15 protein-coding genes are annotated in these 20626 nt (G+C 63.2%); 9 read left to right on the top strand and 6 right to left on the bottom strand.

The annotated features are described in order from the left end of the window. Window positions 1–129: 129 nt before the first annotated feature. Genes cmk through GE027_RS14205 form a run of 3 tightly spaced genes read right to left on the bottom strand, consistent with a single transcriptional unit; the run spans window position 130 to window position 4479 of the window. A complete protein-coding gene (gene cmk / locus GE027_RS14215; protein ID WP_153557864.1) occupies window positions 130–792 on the bottom strand; it encodes a (d)CMP kinase in 663 nt (220 codons plus the stop codon). Continuing rightward, window positions 789–3293, bottom strand: coding sequence for a transglutaminase TgpA family protein (locus GE027_RS14210; RefSeq protein ID WP_162006738.1), 2505 nt, complete (start codon window positions 3291–3293; stop codon window positions 789–791). Before GE027_RS14210 ends, cmk begins: the two co-directional genes overlap by 4 nt. Beyond that, window positions 3280–4479: a DUF58 domain-containing protein gene (locus GE027_RS14205; protein WP_162006737.1), complete on the bottom strand. Its 1200-nt coding sequence runs from the start codon at window positions 4477–4479 to the stop codon at window positions 3280–3282. Before GE027_RS14205 ends, GE027_RS14210 begins: the two co-directional genes overlap by 14 nt. Before the next feature lie 497 nt (window positions 4480–4976). Between GE027_RS14205 and GE027_RS14200 the strand changes: the two genes are divergently transcribed. Further along, window positions 4977–6134: a BBP7 family outer membrane beta-barrel protein gene (locus GE027_RS14200; RefSeq protein ID WP_153557861.1), complete on the top strand. Its 1158-nt coding sequence runs from the start codon at window positions 4977–4979 to the stop codon at window positions 6132–6134. Window positions 6135–6484: 350 nt separating this feature from the next. On the opposite strand, the gene ribH is transcribed toward GE027_RS14200, so the two are convergent. After that, window positions 6485–6952: a 6,7-dimethyl-8-ribityllumazine synthase gene (gene ribH, locus GE027_RS14195; RefSeq protein WP_390621600.1), complete on the bottom strand. Its 468-nt coding sequence runs from the start codon at window positions 6950–6952 to the stop codon at window positions 6485–6487. 743 nt (window positions 6953–7695) lie between these two features. Here ribH and GE027_RS14190 point away from each other — a divergent pair. The 5 genes from GE027_RS14190 (at window position 7696) to GE027_RS14170 (ending at window position 15020) form a co-directional block, all read left to right on the top strand. Next, on the top strand, window positions 7696–8334 hold the full coding sequence (locus GE027_RS14190) for a helix-turn-helix transcriptional regulator (protein ID WP_162006736.1): 639 nt from the start codon (window positions 7696–7698) through the stop codon (window positions 8332–8334). 39 nt (window positions 8335–8373) lie between these two features. Continuing rightward, window positions 8374–9801 (top strand): class I SAM-dependent methyltransferase, encoded by a 1428-nt coding sequence (locus tag GE027_RS14185; RefSeq protein WP_153557858.1) that lies wholly within the window; start codon window positions 8374–8376, stop codon window positions 9799–9801. Beyond that, complete coding sequence (locus tag GE027_RS14180; RefSeq protein ID WP_153557857.1) at window positions 9798–12719, top strand: ATP-binding protein; 2922 nt, start codon at window positions 9798–9800, stop codon at window positions 12717–12719. Before GE027_RS14185 ends, GE027_RS14180 begins: the two co-directional genes overlap by 4 nt. After that, entirely contained in the window at window positions 12676–13908 is a 1233-nt protein-coding gene (locus GE027_RS14175) for a response regulator (protein WP_153557856.1), read from the top strand. Before GE027_RS14180 ends, GE027_RS14175 begins: the two co-directional genes overlap by 44 nt. Window positions 13909–14123: 215 nt before the next feature. Further along, window positions 14124–15020, top strand: a complete 897-nt coding sequence (locus GE027_RS14170; protein ID WP_153557855.1) for a leucine-rich repeat domain-containing protein — start codon at window positions 14124–14126, stop codon at window positions 15018–15020. Window positions 15021–15063: 43 nt separating this feature from the next. On the opposite strand, the gene GE027_RS14165 is transcribed toward GE027_RS14170, so the two are convergent. Further along, window positions 15064–16734 (bottom strand): ATP-binding protein, encoded by a 1671-nt coding sequence (locus tag GE027_RS14165; protein WP_237607543.1) that lies wholly within the window; start codon window positions 16732–16734, stop codon window positions 15064–15066. A gap of 193 nt (window positions 16735–16927) precedes the next feature. Here GE027_RS14165 and GE027_RS14160 point away from each other — a divergent pair, with 193 nt between their 5' ends. Both GE027_RS14160 and aroA read left to right on the top strand, forming a co-directional pair. After that, window positions 16928–17818 (top strand): HDOD domain-containing protein, encoded by an 891-nt coding sequence (locus GE027_RS14160; protein WP_153557854.1) that lies wholly within the window; start codon window positions 16928–16930, stop codon window positions 17816–17818. A 71-nt stretch (window positions 17819–17889) separates the two neighbouring features. Further along, the gene (gene aroA, locus GE027_RS14155; protein WP_237607542.1) at window positions 17890–19257 is read left to right on the top strand and encodes a 3-phosphoshikimate 1-carboxyvinyltransferase; all 1368 of its coding nucleotides are present in this window, start codon (window positions 17890–17892) and stop codon (window positions 19255–19257) included. Here aroA and GE027_RS23595 read toward each other — a convergent pair. After that, a complete protein-coding gene (locus GE027_RS23595) occupies window positions 19227–19361 on the bottom strand; it encodes a hypothetical protein (protein ID WP_261344052.1) in 135 nt (44 codons plus the stop codon). The genes aroA and GE027_RS23595 overlap by 31 nt on opposite strands. Before the next feature lie 270 nt (window positions 19362–19631). Between GE027_RS23595 and GE027_RS14150 the strand changes: the two genes are divergently transcribed. Further along, entirely contained in the window at window positions 19632–20600 is a 969-nt protein-coding gene (locus tag GE027_RS14150; RefSeq protein WP_162006735.1) for a DMT family transporter, read from the top strand. Window positions 20601–20626: the final 26 nt, after the last annotated feature.

Here is a 20626-nt window from a genome sequence, read left to right as displayed (position 1 = left end):
TTCTATCGCTCCGAGCCAACCATAAATTCCGCCGGAGTCAGCAAATCTCGAATCTCAAATCGAGTACGACACCAACCACCAACCACCAACCACCAACCACCAACCACCAACCACCAACCACCAACCACGCTACGCCGGTTCGGCGTCTTGGACGCGGCGAACGATCTGCAGGACGGCCTCGAGCACCTCTTCGGGCTGCATCCCGTCGGTGTTCAGGACCACGGCGTCGGCGGCCGGCCGCAAGCGTCCCACCTCGCGGAGCCGGTCTTCCAGATCGCGGCGGTTCTGGTCGGCTAGGATCTCCTCGACGCTGAGCACTTTACCGGCAGCGGCCAATTGTTGTTGGCGACGCTGGGCGCGGACTTCTGGCGAAGCGGTCAAGAAGATTTTGCACTGGGCATCGGGAAAGACCTCGGAGCCCTGATCGCGGCCTTCGGTCACGATGTTTTTGCCGCGGGCGGCTTCGCGCTGCTGGACGTTCAGGTGCGCTCGCACGCCCGGATGATCGGCGGCGTAGCGGATATGACGCGTGACCTCGGGGGTGCGAATCGCTTCGCTGACGTCTTCGCCATTGAGCAGCACGCGGGCGCCATCCAAACGGATCTGGCAGGACCGGGCCACCCGCAACAGCGCTTCGGCGTCGTCAAAGGAGCAGTCGCCCGAGAGCGCGGCGTAGGTCACACAGCGGTACATCGCTCCGGTGTCCAGGAACGCGAATCCCAATCGCGTCGCCGCCGAGCGCGCGATCGAACTCTTTCCCGCACCGGCCGGGCCATCGATCGTCACGATCACGACGTCGTCTCCGATCCCGGCTTCGTTCGGCTTGGAATCACGCTGGCGGACGATTCGCCGCCCCGCTCGGACGATTCGCCGCCCCGCTCGGGCGACTTGCCGCGGTGATCGATCGAGGCGCGGATCCGCTGCAGTGCCGCGCGCACGTCCGACCGTTCGGCGGTGGTCGGCGAGTGGTTGCCAAAGCGGATGGCGTAATACCGTTGTGTCAAAGTATGCATCGGTTGAGCGGTATCCAAGGCCCCGAGTTCGGCCGCCCGGCGGGCGGCACCTTCGACGAACTCGCGGGGCGTTTCGGAGGTTCGGCGGCGAATCCCCAGCGGCTCGAGCAGCCTACACAGTTCGGCGAAAAAATCCAGTTGGGGTTCTGCCCCCACCGTCCGGTCCGCACGCCGCCGCCGCCGCGTCCACCATCGCCCGGGCAGACGAATCCTCAGCAACAGCATCAGCACGACCGTCGCCCCGATCCCGGCGGCGGCGGCGGGCACCGAGAACCAGTTACCGCCGGCCAACGCGCCGCCGGCCAACGCGCCCTCGCCCAGTCGTCCGGCGGCCAGCCACTTCAGGCCCTGAGCCGCCCCGTCCATCATCGACGACAGCGGGCGGTCCGCGGCCGATTCGCCCCACAGGGCTTGCTGCTGCCCCTGATCCATATCCACCAGCCACGTTTCCCAAATGCCCTGAGCGTAGTCGAAGGCTTGGGTAACCTGGCCTTGGTCGTTGTCGTTGATGCCGGGCGTCGGGTCCAGCCGCAACCAGATCGGGCCGTGGTCGGGTTGTCCGTACACCAATTGTTCGGGCGGCAACTGGTCGGCTTCGATCAACGCCTCGACCCACACATGGGCGTGCGACTGCCGAACCACGTAGTGTTCGCCGTAGGGGCTGTATTCGCTGGTCTTGTATCCCACGACCAGTCGCGAGGCGATGCCTTGGCTGCGGAGCATCAACGCCAACGCCGAGGCGAAGTACTGGCAGTGGCCAGCCCGATTGGTCGTGAAGAACTCTTCGACCGGGTCCATGCCTTCGACGTGCGGGAAGCTCAGGTCCAACGTGTACCGCAACCCCGCCTCGCTGGCCACGAACTGATTCAAGCGATGGGCGATGGCGTACGGGTGCTGGGAGTCGGCTGACATCGAAGTCACCACGGCCTCGGCCGAGCGTCCCAGCTCGGGCAAACGGTGGCTTTCGAAACGATACTGCTCGGTGCGTCGCCACCAGCGTTCCGAAGGTTCACTCCAGCGAACCGTCCGCGGAATCCGTTCGGTCCCGAAAGCGCGCAGCAACGACGTCTGCATGCCGTTGCGAAAGGCGTGGGTGCCAAATCGATACGTCACGCGGCTTTGCCCGGCGTCCAATGCCGAGCCGCTGCGGCTGAGCAACCAGCGGTCGACCGAATGCCGCACCCCGGGCGTCTCACCGATCCGGTGATAGGGCGGAATCGAAAACGCCGTGCGGGTGCTCAGCGGCTGCAGGGCGATCTCCACGTTGACCTGGTCGTAGAACAATTGGTCGGTGGAGCGTTGGGGGTGGAACTGACGCGGCAAGCGTCGATTGTCCATTCCCTGCCACAAGATACTGCTCTGCCAACGCCCGCTGTCGCCCCGAAAGTCGTAGCGTTCCAGAGTCTTGCCGCGGAGGTACAGGGGGCGTGAAAGATGGTAGGCCTGGCCGTTGTCGGCTTGCCGCAGTTTCACCCGCATGACCACGGATTTATTTTGCTGCAGGCGTCCCACCTGGTTCAGTTCGACCGTATCGGAAAAGCCCACCTGGGCCATTCCGCCCAGCCCCATCGCATCGCTTTCGGTCGTACGCGGCAGGGCATAGAAAAACACCAACGCGACCAGCAGGGCAGCCGGGGCGAACGAGAAAACCGCGGCCAGCGGCAACCGTGAAACCACGTCTGACAGGCTGTGAATCGTCGCCGGCGACTGCACCTCCAGCCACGCTGCGGAATTGCGTTTGCCGCGGGCGGGACCGCTCCACCAGCCGTTTTCGCGCCAAACCGCTCTGCCAGCGGGCAGCAGCGGCCCGGCATCGGAATAGGCCTGCAGCAGCACCATCGCGCTGACCCCCAGAGCGGCGATCGGCAGCAGTAACATCGCGAACGACAGGGTGTGATTGAAGACCGCCGCCACGACGATTTCCAGCAAACTAAAGATGCCGATCTGCTCGAACGTCCGCCGCGTCTTGGTCTGCAACATCAACACGGCCTGAACCAGCACCAACAACTTGGCCACGGCCAACAACTGCCGATCGCTGGCCGGACTGGGCGGAACAAAATCGCTGATGCAGTAGGCTGCGATCGCTCCCATCGCGATATAAGCCATCACCGGCGGCAGCGAGATCAGCCGCAACGTATCGACAAACACGTACGCGAACAGCGCCGAGGCGACCGCAATCACGCTCAACGAACCGCTGTCGTCGCTGAAGCCCAGGATCAGTCCGCCCAGGGCCGCGAGCAGCGCAAAATGAATTCGCAGCAGGGCCTCAAGTCGCTGCATCGCTAGCGTCTCCACGCACAAGGTTTTGAATCGGCGGACTGGTGACATCCAACCACCGCAGGTCCAGCTGTTCGGCGTGCAGGTCCAGCTCCGCACTGCGAAGTCGCCAAGGGTCCGCAGCGGTGGGGCTGAGCACAGCGATGGGACGGTCGCTGCCGGTCAGCTCGATGCCCGCCGACAACGCCGCGACCAGCTCTCCACGCGGGGCCGCTTCCACCTCGGCCAACGCCCGCATCGCTCGCTGGATCGACACCCCGGCTCCGGTAACGACCATTGTCTCGGTGCGCCGGCCAGCGACGACCAGGGTGACGCGATTGGTCGGGGCCTGGGTCAATTTCACCAGCAACGTCGCCGCCAACTCGATCGCTCGCTCCAGCGCCTGCTGGCTGGTCTCGTCGGCCTCCGGAACATCGCCGGCATCCCGCGTGTTGGCAGCGGGTTCCGTGTTGGCTGCGGGTTCCGGGCCCCAGGACGCATCGACCACCAAACAGATCTCGTGCCGCCGCTGCTGTTCGAATTGCCGCACGGCCAGTTCATCCAGCCGGGCCGTGGTGCGCCAGTGGATCCAGCGTTGGCTGTCACCGTTTTGCCACTCGCGGAGCCCATAGAAATCGCCTTCGCTGATCCCCGAGCGTTTGGCCGTGACCGCCAAACCGCCGGTCCGCGATTCCAGCAGCCGTTCCCACCGCGGCTCCAGCTGCAGCAGGCGAGGGTAAACGTACAGATCGATCGGTTCGGTCAGTACCTGACGCCGCGCCGTGGACAGCCCCAGTGGAAAGCCGGTGGAGAGCAGGGTGGGGCCCAGGCGATAACGACCGCGCCGGGCGATGCGACACTGATAGCGGCACGATCGCTGGCTGCCGGCCGGCACGAACCCCACGCCGCTGGTGGCCGTGGCCGCCTGCCGCCCGTTGCTGGCCACGGCGGGTGTCACCGAATCGTGCAGCATGACCAACCACGCCGGCAGCCACCGGCTGGTGTTTTGAACGACCATCCCGATGGCAAAGGGCGTACCGGCAAAGGCTTCCGGCGGCTCCAAACGCTGGACGCGGACCACTTCAGCGATCCGGCGAGCCAACCGCCACTGCAGGATCAGAATGCCCACCAATAACCCGGCCAGGATCAACAACAGATTAAATCCGCGCAAGGCGCCGCCCAGCAGCGCGAACGCGGCGATAAAAGCCACGTGCATCCCCAGCCGGCTCGGCCAGGCCCAGACCGTCCCCGAACCGGGCGCGGACCTCGCCGGCGGACGGCCTGTAGCGCCGCGGCTTGGCAGCCTTGGCTGCGCCGGGCGAGGAGGCTTCAGTAAACGCGTGATACCTGACACGGAAAACAAGCTTCTGGTGGTTGCGGAGATGTGCGGAAAAGGAGGTCGCTGGCTCGCCCCCAACAGAACCTGTTCATTCTAGCGAATCGAACACCGCCGCCGCAGCCGGCGGTGTTCGGAGACACGCCGTCGGCCTGCTGGGCGAGGGGCATTTTTTTTCGGACCGCGGCGGCGAGCGGCAAGATTTGTCGATTTTGCGGCTTTCCTGGCCAAATCGGGCTGAACCTTCACGACCCGAGTGACCGATACTACCGGCACAGACAAATCTTCTGCGCCTCAATTTCGAGCCAGAAGGGATAACAGCGGGGGGCGATCCCGCAAGGATTTCGAACGCACATCGGTGGAACAAAGTCATGTCGGTACGGAAGCTGACGCTGGGCCTTATGGCCATTCTTGCCATCACCTGCGGATTGCGACAAGCATCGGCCCAGCACGGTCAGCATGTGCCGTTCGCCGATCCGCTGGCCTTCGACCCGGATTTCCGTTGGTTTGAACCGGTTACCGGTCAGGACCTGATGGACATGCGGCCGAGCAAACGGGCATCGACCGGTTGGTTCGGCACCCTGGATCGGATGAACCTGTATGTGACGCGGCCCGAGAACGTGCCGTCCTACTACCAGCTGGACGACGGCTGGGGCGGACGGGGCGAGATCGGCTTTATGACCGAAGACGACCACGGTTGGCTGGCGACGCTCAGCTACATCGACGGGCCCAACGCTCACAACGTCGTCCGCACCGAGCGGATCAATCGGCTGAACCCCGACGACCTGGTGACCAGCGACGACGATCCGGAATTCACCGACCTTCGCGGTCAATTGGTGCCGATGGCCGACCGCAATACGCCGGGCTTCTCCGAACGCGTCTATTTCCCGGGTGAGAGCCTGAACATCATGGAAATGGACACCTTCGAACTGAACAAGACCTTTCGCCTGGAGCCCTATCATTACGGGGGCATCCTGGAACCGATGATCGGCTTCCGCTACATGCAGATCGAAGACACGTACTTCCGGGCTCAGTACCGTTCGACCGAAGCGATCACGTATCCCCCGCTCATCTCGCTGACCGACGACCCGACCGAACAATTGATCACGGACCTGTCGCGAGCCGACAACCAGATGTTCGGTGGTCAGGTAGGTTTCCGGTACTTCAAGTTCTACGACCGCTTTATGCTCAGCACCGACCTGCGAGTGTTCGCCATGCAGAACTTCCAGCACAACGAAGACCGTACGATCATCAACACGACCGTCTACGAAGACGACTCGCTGGGCGCCGAAACCGAGATCTACGAGTCGACCGAAACGGCTCGCGTCGTGGCCCGCAACGACGAGTTCGCCTTCGGCTTTGACCTGCGAAGCGAACTGGCTTATACGATCACCCGAGACTTCAGCATCCGCGGCGGTCTGCAGATCTACGACGTGGCCCAAGGCGTCTGGCGAGGCCGGATCAACGACGCCAACGACCAGGCCGTGTTCATGGTCGGTTACACCTTCGGGATGACCATCAACCGCTAAGAGCGGGCTGCGACCGCCTGCCGGATCGCCCCCGACGGCCTCGCAAGCACCACCGACCGGATCGACACAAACGACGCTGGCGGACGATGTTTCGCCCGCCACAGAACCACCTCAGCCCGAGTGACCATCTCGCTGCACCGCCCACGCAGCGAGCTGGCCACACGGGCTGATTTCGTTTGCTAAGCACGTCGGCATGAATCTTTCGGTGAAACCCCGCGACAACACCCTCCCCTCGCAGCGGGCGGGCCGAGCTCTTAGGCCCGGGGAGGGTCCTACGAAAACCCTCTCCGGGCCTAAGAGCCCGACTCTCCCATGGGGAGAGTGAAGCGGAATGAAATGTTGCGACGTGCTTAACGCAGTTTCTGCTGCAACCGGAGCACTTCCAAGATCGCCTCGGCCGACTCGATCCCCTTGTTGCCGACGTTGCCGCCGCTGCGATGGATCGCCTGTTCCAGGGTATTGCAGGTCAACAACCCGAACGCGATCGGCTTGCCGGTTTCCAGTCCCAAATTCATCAACGCCATCGAGACTGCCCGGTTGATGTGTTCGTCGTGAGTTGTCTCGCCGCGGATCACCGCCCCCAACGCCACCACGGCCGCAACGTTGCCGCGGCGGGCAAACTCTCCGGTCACCAGCGGCAACTCCCAGGCCCCGGGCACATACGCCACCACGATGTTGGCTTCGTCAACCCCGGCGGCGACCAGCGTTTGCCGAGCCCCATCGAGCAGTTTCTCGGTAATCGACGCGTTGTACCGCGAGACCACGATAGCGACCTGAGCGTCGGGAAGGGCACCATCGGTTCCGCTGAACTGAGCCACCATAGTTTTCAATCACTAAAACAAAAAGAAAGGGAAAGACGGACGCGCCGGCGGCCCGCCAAGCTGCCACGATCACCGCTGCCGGCGGCTGGTTGGGCTGTCGATGTATTCCGAAACGCATTGCTTGTGGGAGCCGTTTGGGCGAACGCCCCGGTTCTGCGGTGACCAAACCGAGGCTGGCGCTTAAACGGCTCGATAAATCGACAGGCCGTGTTTCTTCCGGCAACGCCTGATTTTTCCTGGCGGAGCCTGTTTTTTCCTGGCGGGCCTGATCCTAACGCGTCGGCCGGAATCTGAAAACGTGCCGCCACCGCACCGGCGGCGAGGCCGAGCACCGAGGACTACGCCCCCCAGAGGCCCACAGATGGGTGCTTTTCGGCAAGGCAAACGACGGCCGGGGGCCCGCGCCGCAAAATATTTTCGTTTTTTTTCCGAAACCGCGCGGCGCACTGACAGGAACTGTCACCCCAATAGACGATCCTATAAGCCATGTGATCGGAACTCGCAGGTCACGGGTGATCTGGCCCACCACGGGTGATCTGGCCCGTCACGGGTGATCTGGCCCACCGCGAGTGATCCGGCCCGCCACAGTACATCAGCCGCGGTGAGGAGCGCAGGGGCAGGCGTTTCCTCACCGCGGCTTTTTCGTGGCTATGATACAGCGGATGCATCGGCCGCCGGTACGAGGCCACGATTCGTTCGTCTTCTCTTCGCTCGTCGTCCTTGATTGTAGTAGAGCCACGATGCCCACCCGCCTGGAACGGATCCTCCGCATCCTGTTGCTATTGCAGACTCGGATCCCCTACGACGCGTATCAGTTGGCCGAAGAGATGTCGGTGCACCGGCGGACGATTTTCCGCGACATCGCGGCCCTGCGTGGCTTGGGGATTCCGATTGATTTCGACAACGAGTCGGCGTGCTATTCGCTGTCGTCGCAAAGCGCGTTAAACCTCGACCGCGTCAGTGTCGAAGAACTATCGAACCTACTGGTATCGGCCTGCCTGGCAACCGAGCAACCCAGTGACCGGTCGGAGTCCACCAAACGGGTGGCGTTAAAGCTATGCACGCAGTTGCCGGAACCGATCCGCGAAGAAATTGCTAAATTAGCAATGCGGTCGCAGGCCCCCAGCCCGGCTTCGTCCAACGGCTGGGCGAGCCAGCTGCACGCCCTGCCGGCAATCGCCGGCGCGATCGAGCGGCAGCAGATGCTGGAGGTCAGTGTGCTGGATCCGTCGGGTGCCTGCCGGGACCAACAGGTGCGTCCTCGCAGCATCGCCTTCACGCGTCACGGCTGGACGCTTGAGGGAACCGATGACCGGGGGGCCGCGGTACGTTACCAGGCTGACAATTTCCCGTTGCTCAAACCGTTACAAGACGACTGAGAAAGGCATACCCCCTTGGCGAAGAAGCAATTTCGAGCGATGACCTCCCATGTGAGTTTTCGCAACTCCCAGGGACTGCAAGCCCAGGGTTCTTTGGTTCGCCTGAACCGGCAACAGGTTGTCTTCGAGGTTTACAATCCTTACTCGATCGTCCAGCTGTCCGAGGTGCTGGATCAATTGAGCATCCACCAGGGGCAACGGGAGACATACAGCGGCCGCGCGGTGGTCACGGGTTTGCTGAACACCGGATTGATGTTGATCGTGTCGGCGTCGTTGGTCGATCCCTGGTCGGACCTAAAGGGCTTGCAACCGGGCGAAGTCCTGCGTTCGTTCGTCAAGGATTTCGTCTCCGACTGGGAAGCGGCCACCGAACGGCTGGAGAAACCGTTCCAGGTCTGCGTCGGCAACCTTCGCAATTACCTGCAGGAGCTGAGCCGATGGCTGGAGCACTGGGAAACCGAAGCGGGGATTCAAGAGGGCCAGACCTCCGAGGATCGGCTGCTTCAGTTCGTCGGCGACGTGGACCAGGAGATCGCCCCGCGGTTGACGCAGCTGTACGGCGAGTTCGAGGAGGCGTCGCAGGAGCTGCCCAAGAAGTACGTGCCCTATCATCGCGCTTACGCCCAACGCGAACTGCATCCTTTGATGATGAGTTCGCCGTTTATGAACCGGGCGTACAACAAACCGCTGGGCTACGCCGGCGATTACGAGATGGTGCGGATGATGTTGAACGAACCCTGGGAGGGTCCCAACACGTTTGCCAAACTCCTCAACGCCTCGGCCCTTCGTCACGAAGCTCCGGCCGCCCACCGCAACCGCATCGAATTGCTGAAAGCGGCCCTCGAGCGAGAGGTCCGCAGCGGGCTCTCCGGCGAGGGACCGGCACTGGCCGATGGGCGCTTTCGTATCATGAACCTGGGCTGTGGGCCGGCCGTGGAAATCCGCCGGATGGCCGAACAGCACGAATTGGCCAACCGCATGAACGTCCAACTGGTGGACTTCAATCCGCAGACCCTGGATCACGTCCGCCAGTCCCTGCTGCCCGCTGTGTCCCGGCTGCGGCCGGAGATGCAGATCGAGCTCCAACAGCGCTCGGTCCACGAGTTGATCCAGACCTCCGCCGAAGGCCCACTCGAGCAATCCCCACAGTTCGACATGGTCTACTGCGCGGGCCTGTTCGATTATTTTCGTGACACGACCTGTGGGTTTCTGATCGAATTGTTTTATTCCTGGGTCAAGCCCGGCGGCTTGGTCCTGGTCACCAACGTCACGCCCACCCATTCCTCGGTGGCGATCATGGGCCTGGTCCTGGACTGGAATCTTGAACTTCGCAGCGAAGCCGACATGCGCAGTCTGGCGCCGCAGCTGGGCTCGCAACACACCTACGTCGACCGCACCGGTGTCAACGTGTTTCTGGAAATCCGCAAACCTCTGGCCTCCGGCGCCCAGCCGACGCCCAGCCGATGAGCAGTGCCCGAATCGACGCTGACGCAGACCGCATCAGCTTCCGCGAACAGGAATCGGCCATGCGGTACACGCGTACCCGCGTGGCCCTGTTGCTCGGTGCGATCCTGATGCCCTTTGGGGCGGCGTTGGACTGGCAGCTGCACCCCGAGGGGACCACGTTGTTGGTAGCCGTGCGGCTGCTGACCACGGTGGTTCTCCTGGCCGGTTTGGCGACGCTCTCGCTGCGTCCCGCGCTGCCGATTCGCCCGGCCAGTCTGATCCTGTTGCTGGTCCCGGCCTTCGCCATCGCCACGATGATCTCGCTGGTCGGGGGCGGCGAGTCGCTGTACTTCTTCGGTTTGATCCTGTTGATGATCTTCGTCCAGTTGTTGGGTTTCAGCGCCGCCGAAGCCTTTCTGTACTGCGCGGCCACCACGACGATGTACCTGGGGGCCGTGGCCCTGCACGCCCACGACAGCAGCCAGCCGGCCGGCTACCTGCCGCTGGCCTTGTTCTTTCTGTTGACCACCAGTGTGGTCTGCACGGTGATCTGCTATCTGAACGAGCGGAATCGCTACAGCACGTTCCTGTTGAATCGCAGCCTGGACGAAAAGAATCATCATCTGGAACAGCAGGACACCCAGCGGATGGAGTTCCTGGCGAACGTCAGCCACGAACTGCGCACGCCCCTCTCGATGGTCCTGGCTCCGCTGGACGACCTGCTGTCCGAACGCGGCAAACTGTCGCCCCACACCGGTTCGGCTCTGGCCCTGGTCCGCCGCAACGCCGACCGGTTGAAACTGTTGGTCGACGACCTGCTGGACATCGTCCGCTTGGACCACGCGTCTTTTCGGTTGCAACTGGAAGAGATCGACGCCCGCGAATTCCTACAGGAGATTCACACCACGATCCGAGGTGTCGCCCACCAGCAGGATTTGACGCTGGAGCTCCGGTGTGAATCGACTCCGCTGGGTTTGAGAGTCGATGTGGCACGCCTGGAACGCGTCGTCCTGAACCTGTTGAATAACGCGATTAAATTCTCGCCACCACAGGGCCGCGTCACGTTGGCGCTCGAGCACGACGGCGACGACGCGGTGATCAGCGTCAGCGACCAGGGGCCGGGCGTCCCCGAACACCACCGCGAACGCATCTTCGACCGCATGTTTCAAACCGCCGCCGGACAATCGGGCGGCAAAGGCCTGGGCCTGGGCTTGGCGATCTCGCGCGAGATCGTCCAGTGGCACGGCGGCCACATCTTCGTCCAACCCAACCCCGGCGGCGGCAGCCGTTTCGTCGTCCGGATCCCGCTGGCCGAAACCGCCGAAATGACCTTCCGGCCGGCGCCGCCCAAATGGGCGCCCGACAAACGGCTCCCCCCTCCCATCTCCAGCACGCTCCGCCCCGCTATCGACCCCGGCCCCGCTATCGACCCCGGCACCGCTATCGACCCCGGCACCGGCAGTAGAGACACCGACACCGACACCGACACCGACACCGACACCGACACCGACACCGACACCGACCCCGGCACCGGCAGCCTGTCGACGCTTCCGGCCGAGGCAGACCGGCCCGCGTCCACCGACGCCCAGGCCGCCGGTTCGCCCGAGGTGTTGATCATCGACGACGAGCACGACCTGCGAACGTTCCTGCGGGATTCGCTGCAAAAGTATTTCACGACGGCAACCGCGGCGACGGCCGAAGCCGGCCTCGAGGCGGCTCGGCGACTGGTGCCCCGCTGCATCCTGCTGGACTTTATGTTGCCCGATTCCGACGGTCTGCGCGTGCTGCGGCAGCTGCGCGCCGACCCGCTGTTGGGCGACACCAAGATCATCATGCTGACGGCGCACTTCGACGAGAACGTCAAACTGGACGCTTTGCGAATGGGGGCCGATGATTTCCTGTCCAAGCCTTTCGGGTTGACCGAGATGCGGGCCCGGGTGGCGGGCCTGGTTCGCAGTTCGCAGATGCAATCCGACCTGCGCCGCGAACGAGCTTCGTTGGAGCAGTCCCTGGAACAGCTCAGCCAAACCAAGTCGCAGCTGTTTCAGAGCGAGAAGATGCGGGCCGTGGCCAGCTTGGCCGCCGGACTGCTGCACGAGATCAACAATCCGATCAGCTACACCGCAATGGCCGTCAAGGCTTTGCGGAAGGAGTTGAAAACCGGTGACGATCCCGAAGAAACGCTGAACGACATCCAGGAAGGGATCCAGCGCGTCGCCGAGATCACGACGGACCTGCGCAGTTTTGCCTACCCGCAGGAGGCCCAGCTGACCAAGGATTTTTGCTTGGTCGAAGCCGTCCGCACCGCCTTCCGCTTCGCCGCCCACGAAGCCGCCTTCGTCGAACTCTGCGCCGATTGGGACGACCTCTCCCAGCGCTACGTCCACGGTTCGCCCAGCCAGATCACCCAGGTGCTGCTGAATTTGATCCTGAACGCGACGACCGCCCTGATCAAACAATCCCATCAGGAGCAAGCGGGACAAGGCTCGCGCCGCGATTCCAGCGGCCCGCCGCGGGTACGGATCGAAGTCGAAACATTCTCGCCCGCCGATGCCGATGCCGATGCCGATACTGCAAACCAGCCGGCCGCTTCGGCTTCCGCCCCCCAGCCCGACCATGCCTCGCAAACAAACCCTGTCTCGCGCAGCGATTCCCACACAGCCCAGCGGCTGCGGATCAGCGTCGTCGACAACGGTCCCGGCATCCCGGAAGACCTGCAGCGACGGATCTGCGACCCGTTCTTTACCACCTCCGAACCGGGTGAAGGTTTGGGGCTGGGACTGAGTATCTGTGACACGATCGTCCGCGGGCACGGAGGAACCCTGTTGATCGACAGCGACGAGCATGGCGCGGCGGTTTCCTTTGATGTCTCCCTAGCAGCTGAAAGTCCAACCCATGAGTACCGAGACCATCGCCAAACACATCCTGTACGTCGATGACGAACCGCAGGCGCTGAAATACTTTGCCCGCCTGTTCGGAGATCGTTTTGAAATCGCCACGGCGGAATCCGTCGATGCCGCGCTGGAGTACCTGCGCGAGCACGGCGACCGGGTCAGCGTCGTGGTCACCGACCAACGGATGCCCGAGAAGTCCGGCGTCCAGTTGATGGAGCAGATCCGTTACGAGTTTCCCAACATCGCCCGGATTCTGTTGACCGCCTACAGCGAACTGGAACTGGCGATCCAGTCGGTCAACGAGGGCGGGGCGTTTCGGTATTTGAAAAAGCCGCTGGACGAGAACGAGATGATCGGCACGCTGCTGCGGGCCCAGGAGTACCACGGCGTCCTCGACGAACGCGACCGGTTGCTGCGCGAGAAGATCAGCGTCCTGCATCGCTTGATCGTGATGGACCGCATCCGTGGCTTGGCCACCGCCGCGACCGCTCTGGGCTGCCGCGTCCGCAACAGCTGGCAAGCCCTGGTCGCGTACATGCAGCAGTCGCCAGTCAAGCAGCGGATCGCGATGCAGATGGACGAGATCGCCGCCTTGAACATGACGGCCATCGCGCGGCGCGAAGCCGAGATGATGGTCCGTACCGTAGAACTGCTGCTCCGCGATACGGTCGCACCGGCCAGCGGCCGCAACAGCGACCTGGCGCTACCGGCCTGGCTCGGACAGTTCGTCCAGGGGCGGCAAGCGGCGGCCGCCGATGAGGACGTCACGATCCGCTTGGTCGATCCGCCGTCCGAAACGCAAATTGCCAGCGACGAGGGACTGCTGACGCAGTTGCTGGAAATCCTGCTGCGGCGGCTGTGCGACCTGCAGGAACAACCCACCGAGATTCAGATCGGAGCCCAACCGCTCGCCGACGGAGTCCAGCTGGACCTGAAGGGCTGTTTCGCCGACCTCGACAGCGGCCAGGTCGCTTCCTTGTTTGCCGCCGCGATCCCGCTGCAAAAATGGCCCATCGGTCTGGACATGGACCTGCTCAGCGCCTTCATGCTGGCCCATCACCTGGGCGGCAGCCTGCAGATCATCCCCGCCGCGCCGCAGGGACCAGGGTTCAGTCTGAAACTGCCCGCGACCGCCCCCACGGCCGATCCCGAGCCGGCCGCGATCGACCCCCAGTGGTTCGACACCGTCTACGAATCCCTGGAACAATGGGAACAAGAGATCATGGAAGGTTAGCGGCGTCCTGCTGCTGTTTCCGCCGGCGTTTGACAAGCCCGAGCAGGCCACGCCACGGAAACAGGTTCGCGGCTAAAGGGCACCGGTGTGCCGCCTCATGTGTTCCATACCGCAGCGAGATGGCCTTGCTTTGCTGGGCGCCGATTCGAGGGCTGCCCCATGCCCGTAGCTCGCAAACATTAGTCAGACGTCCTCTCTTGTAAGGATTTCAGTCGGTGTCCGATCCACTTGAAGATCTTCACAATCTCGGCGCTACTTCAACGTCGATCGGCGAAACATATCGCATCGATCTAACCCATGCATGGACGGGTTCCCTTGACGACTTAGCCCTGCTCGAGCGAATCCCGGTGCAGCAGATCGTCCTACACGAATGCATGTTTGAAGACGTCCATTTGGATCGACTTTGTCGCCTAACACTTCCCCGATTAAAACGTTTATGGCTCCGCGACACATTCGCCACAGACGGAGGGCTTCAGTTCGTCGGTAAGATGCAAAGCCTTCGGGGGCTCGTTCTTTCGACGGGGGCGTTCACGGATAACGGCATGCGTTATGTGTCGGAAATGCGACAGCTTGAAGAGCTGAATATCTCCGAACAAGCCGTTACCGATGCGGGGCTCGAATTGATCTCAAAGCTTCCCTCCTTAGAGACGCTTGGAGTCTCACGAACACTCGTTGAAGGGATCACTTTTTCACGTTTTGCGAAACACGAACAGCTTTCTACTTTGTGGCTCGATGGAACGTACATCGGCAGCAAAGGCACGACCGCACTAAGTGAGATTCCCAACCTAAAACAGCTCTCGCTTGATAGCACACACATCCATGATCAAGACCTGCAGCCACTGACAAGGGCTGAACTGGAATATCTCAGCCTTGGCGGCAATGACCTTACAGACGAGGCAGCCACAATTGTTTCGAACTTAAAATCTGTCGAAGGTCTCTGCTTTTGGCGCACCCACATCACCGACCAGGGCCTTCTGGCGTTGGCGGAGTTGCCAAATCTAATGCACCTTCAAGTTTGGTGCACAGCCGTGACCCATCGGGGAGAAGAGGTAATAACCGAATCGCATCCCGAATGCGAAGTTCATTTCCACAAGCCTGACGCTGCATTCTGAGGAATCAGCCGGAAACACCTTTGTTGGTCGGAGTGGTACAGCGCTACATCACCGAGAAATAATTGTCGACGGCGAAGTCGAAGTACTCGTTTTTCAGCTCGACCGGTTTGCCGTGGTAGAGGCAGTAGTTGCGTACCTGCAGCAACAGGTCGCGGGGCTGGCAGTTGCGAAACGGTCGCTCGACCGGCAGGTAATGCGTCTTGATCAAGTAATCGATCGGCTCGGCGGCGTAGGGGATCTTCAACACCTTGCACATGATCTCGAACAGCCGCCGGAAATCCGCTTCGGGCGGGTTGGTGACTTCGATCTTGTAGGGGATTCGCCGCAGAAACGCGTCGTCGACCAGGTCCTTGGGTTCCAGGTTCGTGCTGAAGATGACCAGTTGATCGAAGGGTACCTGGATCTTTTTGCCGCTGGACATGTTCAGGTAGTCGTAGCGTTTCTCCAGGGGCACGATCCAGCGGTTCAGCAATTGATCGACGCTCATCTTCTGGCGGCCGAAGTCGTCGATCAACAACGTCCCGCAGTTGCTCTTCAGCTGCAGCGGTGCTTCGCTGATCCCGCTTTCGGGATTGCCTTGCACCTCCAGCATGTCCATCGTCAGCTCGCCGCCGGCGACCAGGGTGGGACGCCGGATTCGCACCCAGCGTTTATCGAAACCGCCTTGATCCAGTAGGCCTGCGCCGGTCTCGGGCATGTCCAGCTCGTGGTTCATCGGGTCGTAAACCCGCATGATGTCGCCATCGACGTCGACCGCCCGAGGAATCCAGATGGTCTTGCCGAAGGCAGCCGTGACGCGTTCGGCGATACTGGTTTTACCGTTGCCCGGAAATCCGAACAGGAACATCCCGCGGCCGCTGTTGATGGCGGGTCCCAAACGGTCCAGCATGTGCGGATTGATCAGCAGATCTTTGAACGCTCGCAACAGGTCCTCGCGCTGGGGACGTTGTCCTTCGATCGTCTGCAGCCGCACGCTCTGGATGTATTCGGGCAAGCGCACCGGACAGGCACCGTAATAGGTACAGTCCTGGGCGTGGGTGCGAGCGGCCGCGCGGCCGGATTCGGTCAAGACGTACACGTAATCGCCCGTGGCGGTGGCCGAACGATAGGCCACCAACTGTTCCATCTTCAAACGCGTCAGGATGGGTTCGATCAGCCGGAAGGGCAGTTTCACCTGGTCGGCGACGCGTCGCCCTTCGGCTTCGCCAAAGTTCAACAGGAACCGCAGCACGATCTGCTCCAGCAGAGCGTCGCTGATGTTGTTCTCTTCCAGCGAAGTCGGCTCGACCGGACGCCAGGGCTCGTCCCGCGTCGGCTCGAAGCCCCAGGGCAACGGTGTGCCGGGCGGGACGGTAACCGCGGGAGCGGTGGCGGTTTTCGGTCCGGCCGCACCCTGAGGAGTTGCCGTAGACGGGGCCTGGGGTTTGGCGACCGGTCGACCGGTGGGCGCAGCGGCGGGCCGCGCGGGCCGAACTCGAGCGGCCGGACTGGTGGGCTGGGACGAGGCGGGCTGGGAAGGGGCGGGCTGGGACGGGGCGGGACGGCCCGGCGGTGGCGCCGTGGCGGCGGCGGGCGGCGGTGGGGGGGCTGCGGCCGCGGACGGGGCCGCGGGTCCGCGGCTCTCTCCGGCTCCGCCACCGAGGCCGTTGATGCGTGCGATCAGTGCGTCGAGCTTGGAATCCGAAGAAGCGGCCGACGGTTCGGGACTGGTCATAACGGTTTCGCAGCAGGAACGAGGACGACAAAACGAAAGAGCGCGACTGTGGGAAAGCTAGGTCGAGATTCCGCCGCCGTCAAAAACAAACCCGCCGTTTGCCCCCGAACCGGTGACGACCTAGGCTCCCGTTGGAAAACCGCTGTCTCGCCCCCATTCCTTCCGCTGTCTTGCCCGTTTGGATACGCCGTAAATGTCCGCCGCCCTTCGCTCGAGAAAACGCTCCCTCAAGCGTCGCCCGCCTTCGGCTCTGCTGCGAGCGGTCGACGCCTGCCGCAACGAGATGATGTTGCCGCGTTGGATTCAGGAAGCCATCGCCTCGGACACTTCAGGCGAAACGCCACTTCATCACCTGGCACGCTTGACCCACGGTGGCGGGCCTCTAGCCGCCCGCTTGTTGGCCTGGAGCAACAGTCCGCTATTTAACCTCTCGCGTCGTTTTACGCGTTTGGAACAGGTGCGGGCCGTCCTGGGCGACTCGCAAACGATGCGGCTGGCGATCCTGGCCAGCATCCGCGGTCTGTTTCAACCCGACCGCCAGATTCGCACCTACCAGCGGCAGCAGCTGTGGCGTCACAGCATGGCCGTGGGGGCGGTGGCGGCGTTGGTGGCGCGGGTTTCTGGGCGCGTCGATCCGGCAGGGGCATGGCTGGCCGGGGCGGTCCACGACATCGGCCTGTTGGCCGGCGAGATCGCGGATCCGGCCGGCTTCGCGGACCTCCTGGACCAGCTGGACGCCGTGACCGATACGGCCTCCGCCCAGCGCCACCGGACCGGTTACGACCACCAACAACTGGGCGCCGAAGTGCTGTGCCGCTGGGGCTTTGAGCGGCGGATCTGCGATGTCGCCCGCCTGCACCATCATCCTCACCTGGCCGGGGAAGCGGCCGACGCGGCGCTGACCGACTGTGTCATCCTGGCCGACTACCTGTGCAGCCGGTGTGGCTGGACCGAGCTGGGCCTGCACAACGTAGCCCAGCCGCCGGACAGCGTCTTCCAGCGTTTGCGGATCGACCAGGCGGCGCTGGCGATCATCTGGCAACAGCTGTACGCGACCCTGGAGCATACGCGCGTCTTGATCTAAAGTGTGGCCTGCCTCTCGGGTGGCATTTCGCCTTCCTCGCTGATCGCATTCCTCGTTGCGGACGCTCCATTTTGAACGACCTCGAATCCTCGACCACCGTAGCCGTCCAGTCCGGCGGGCCCGTCCAGGGAACCATCCGCCCACCGGGTTCGAAGAGTTTGACGAATCGGGCGCTGCTGTGCGCGGCGGCGACCGGCGGGGGTTGCGTTTTGGATGGAGCCCTGCAAAGCGAGGACACGGCAGTGATGCTCGCGGCCCTGGAGCAGTTGGGCGTCGTCATCGATTCGCGTCACGGCGGCCGCACCCTGGAGGTCAACGGCACGGCCCTGACCGCCCGACACGACCGCCAGCCGATGGAGCTGTACGTGGCCAACAGCGGGACCACGATTCGGTTTCTGACGGCGTTCCTCTCCGCCCTGGGCGGGCATTATCGACTGCACGGCGTGGTGCGGATGCATCAACGTCCCATCGGCGAATTGCTGGACGCCGTGTCGATGGTCGTCGATGGCGAGGTCTCCGCCCAGTCGCCCCAGGGCTGTCCGCCGGTGCTGATTCACAGCCGCCGGTGGCGGGGCGGGCAGATGACCGTCGGCGGCAACGTCAGCAGCCAGTACCTGAGCGGATTGCTGATGGCCGCTCCCCTGGCGTCGGTCGCAACCGAAATCCGCGTCGAGGGCGAATTGGTCTCCAAACCCTACGTGCAGATGACCTGCGAGGTGATGCGTCACTTCGGTGTGGAAATCGAATCCAGCCCCACCCTGGATCATTTCATGATTCCCGCTGCCGCCCGCTACGCCTGCGAGCAGTACGCGATCGAACCCGACGCCTCGGCGGCCAGCTACTTCTGGGCGGCCGCGGCGATCACCGGCGGCGAAGTGTGTGTCCGAGGCCTTTCCTCGCAGGCCCTGCAGGGGGACGTCGCCTTTGTGCGGGTGCTCGAGCAGATGGGATGCGAGGTTCGCGACGACGGCGACAGCATCACCGTCGTCGGCCGCCCGCTGCGAGGCGTGGACGTGAACATGAACGCGATCAGCGACACGGTTCAGACGCTGGCTGTGGTCGCCTTGTTCGCCGAAGGACCGACGCGAGTCCGAGGCGTGGCCCACAACCGCTTCAAGGAAACCGACCGCATAGCCGACCTGGCCTGCGAGCTGCGGAAACTGGGAGCCGAGGTCGAAGAAGCCGACGACGGACTGTGCATCGAACCGCTAAAGAGCGCTCAACAGCAAACGTTTGGCGGGGCGACCTTGGCGACCTATCACGACCATCGGATGGCGATGAGTCTGTCGCTGGCGGGATTGAGATTGCCCGGGGTGCAGATACAGAATCCCTCCTGTACTGCCAAAACCTATCCGGACTACTTCGCCGATCTAGAGAAATTAATTGGTCGCCCCCATCACTGGCGTAACTACTCGACCGAGACGGCGTCTCCCGATTGACGCAGCACCCGCTCGACGCGATCCATCAGCACCTCTTCGGAGGCGGATTGACGAGCGCGCTGCTCACTGGCGATAAACTCCGCATGACAATGGGGACAAGCCACCGATCGCCCGAGTAACTCCAACCGAATTTCGATACGTCTTCCACACGTAGGACACGATTGACCGAATCGCAATGTCATAGGGCATCTCCGTTTGCCATGGGGTGAGAATCGGACAAGACTGCGGTGCAGCGGCAGGATTATAGCCTTTGCCGCAGATTAACGCAAGTTGCGGCTCCACAAGGCCGTTTTCCCGGGGTTCCGCGGTCGTGTGGCCGGGGACCTTGCCCCCAACTCCAACCCACTCGCCGCGTTCCCCCAAAGAGCCTTGCAGTGCCCGTTCATCTCTTGCTGCCGCTGGCCGCCAGCATCCTATTCGTCCTGGGCCTGTTGGTCATCAAGCGAGTCACGCAGTCGGGCGATAGTCCGTGGATGGTGACGCTGTTGGCCAACCTTTGGGCGGCCTTGTTATTTTCGCCGCTTTGGCTGCTCGGTGGGACACTTCAGCCGCCGACCCTGCTCTGGCAACCAGCCATCGTGGCGGTGCTGTACATCATGGGACAGGTGTTCACGTTTTATGCGGTCTCCAAAGGCGATGTTTCCGTCGCCGCTCCGGTCTTGGGCTTGAAGGTCATCATGGTGGCCGTTTTGGCGACGGTGGTCACCAGCACCCACCTGCCGCCGCTGGTCTGGTTGGCCGCGGGGATCGCCACGGTCGGGATCGCTCTGGTCCAGTGGTCGGCTCGCCGGGGTGCCCCGGGGCCACCTCTCGCGGCAGGCTCGACGCGTGCCGCGCCCCCTCAGGCGGGGGCCGATCCGCAACCGTCCCAACCAACCGCCTCGCGGCCCCATCATCCGCTGTGGACGATCGGCTTTGCCGCGGCTTCGGCGGCGGCATTTGCCCTGTTCGACGTCCTGGTGCAAACCTGGGCTCCGCCCTGGGGTTCGGGACGCTTCCTGCCGCTGGTCTTCTGGATCGTCGGCATCCTCTCGTTGGGTTTCTTGCCGTTCTTGGGTCCGCGGTCGACACGGCCGCGCACCGCCCGGCGTTGGCTGCTGGGCGGCACGCTGTTGATCGCCCTGCAAGCGATCTGCATGGTGTTCGCCTTGTCGCAGTTCGGCGACGCCACGCGAGTCAACGTGGTCTATGCCCTGCGGGGAATGTGGAGCGTCGCCCTGGCGTGGTGGATCGCCGTTCGCTGGGGCGGCAACGAAGCCCATTACGGCCGGCGAGTCATGCTGACGCGTCTGGCCGGCGCCGTCCTGCTGACAGCGGCGGTGGTCGCCGCAGTGGTCAGCTAACAGTGGCATAGGCTTCCAGCCTGTGA

It is taken from the genome of Roseimaritima sediminicola (assembly GCF_009618275.1).
Classification (GTDB): Bacteria; Planctomycetota; Planctomycetia; order Pirellulales; family Pirellulaceae; genus Roseimaritima; species Roseimaritima sediminicola.
Note: the sequence above shows the minus strand (reverse complement) of the source record. Positions and strands in the feature narration are given on the sequence as shown.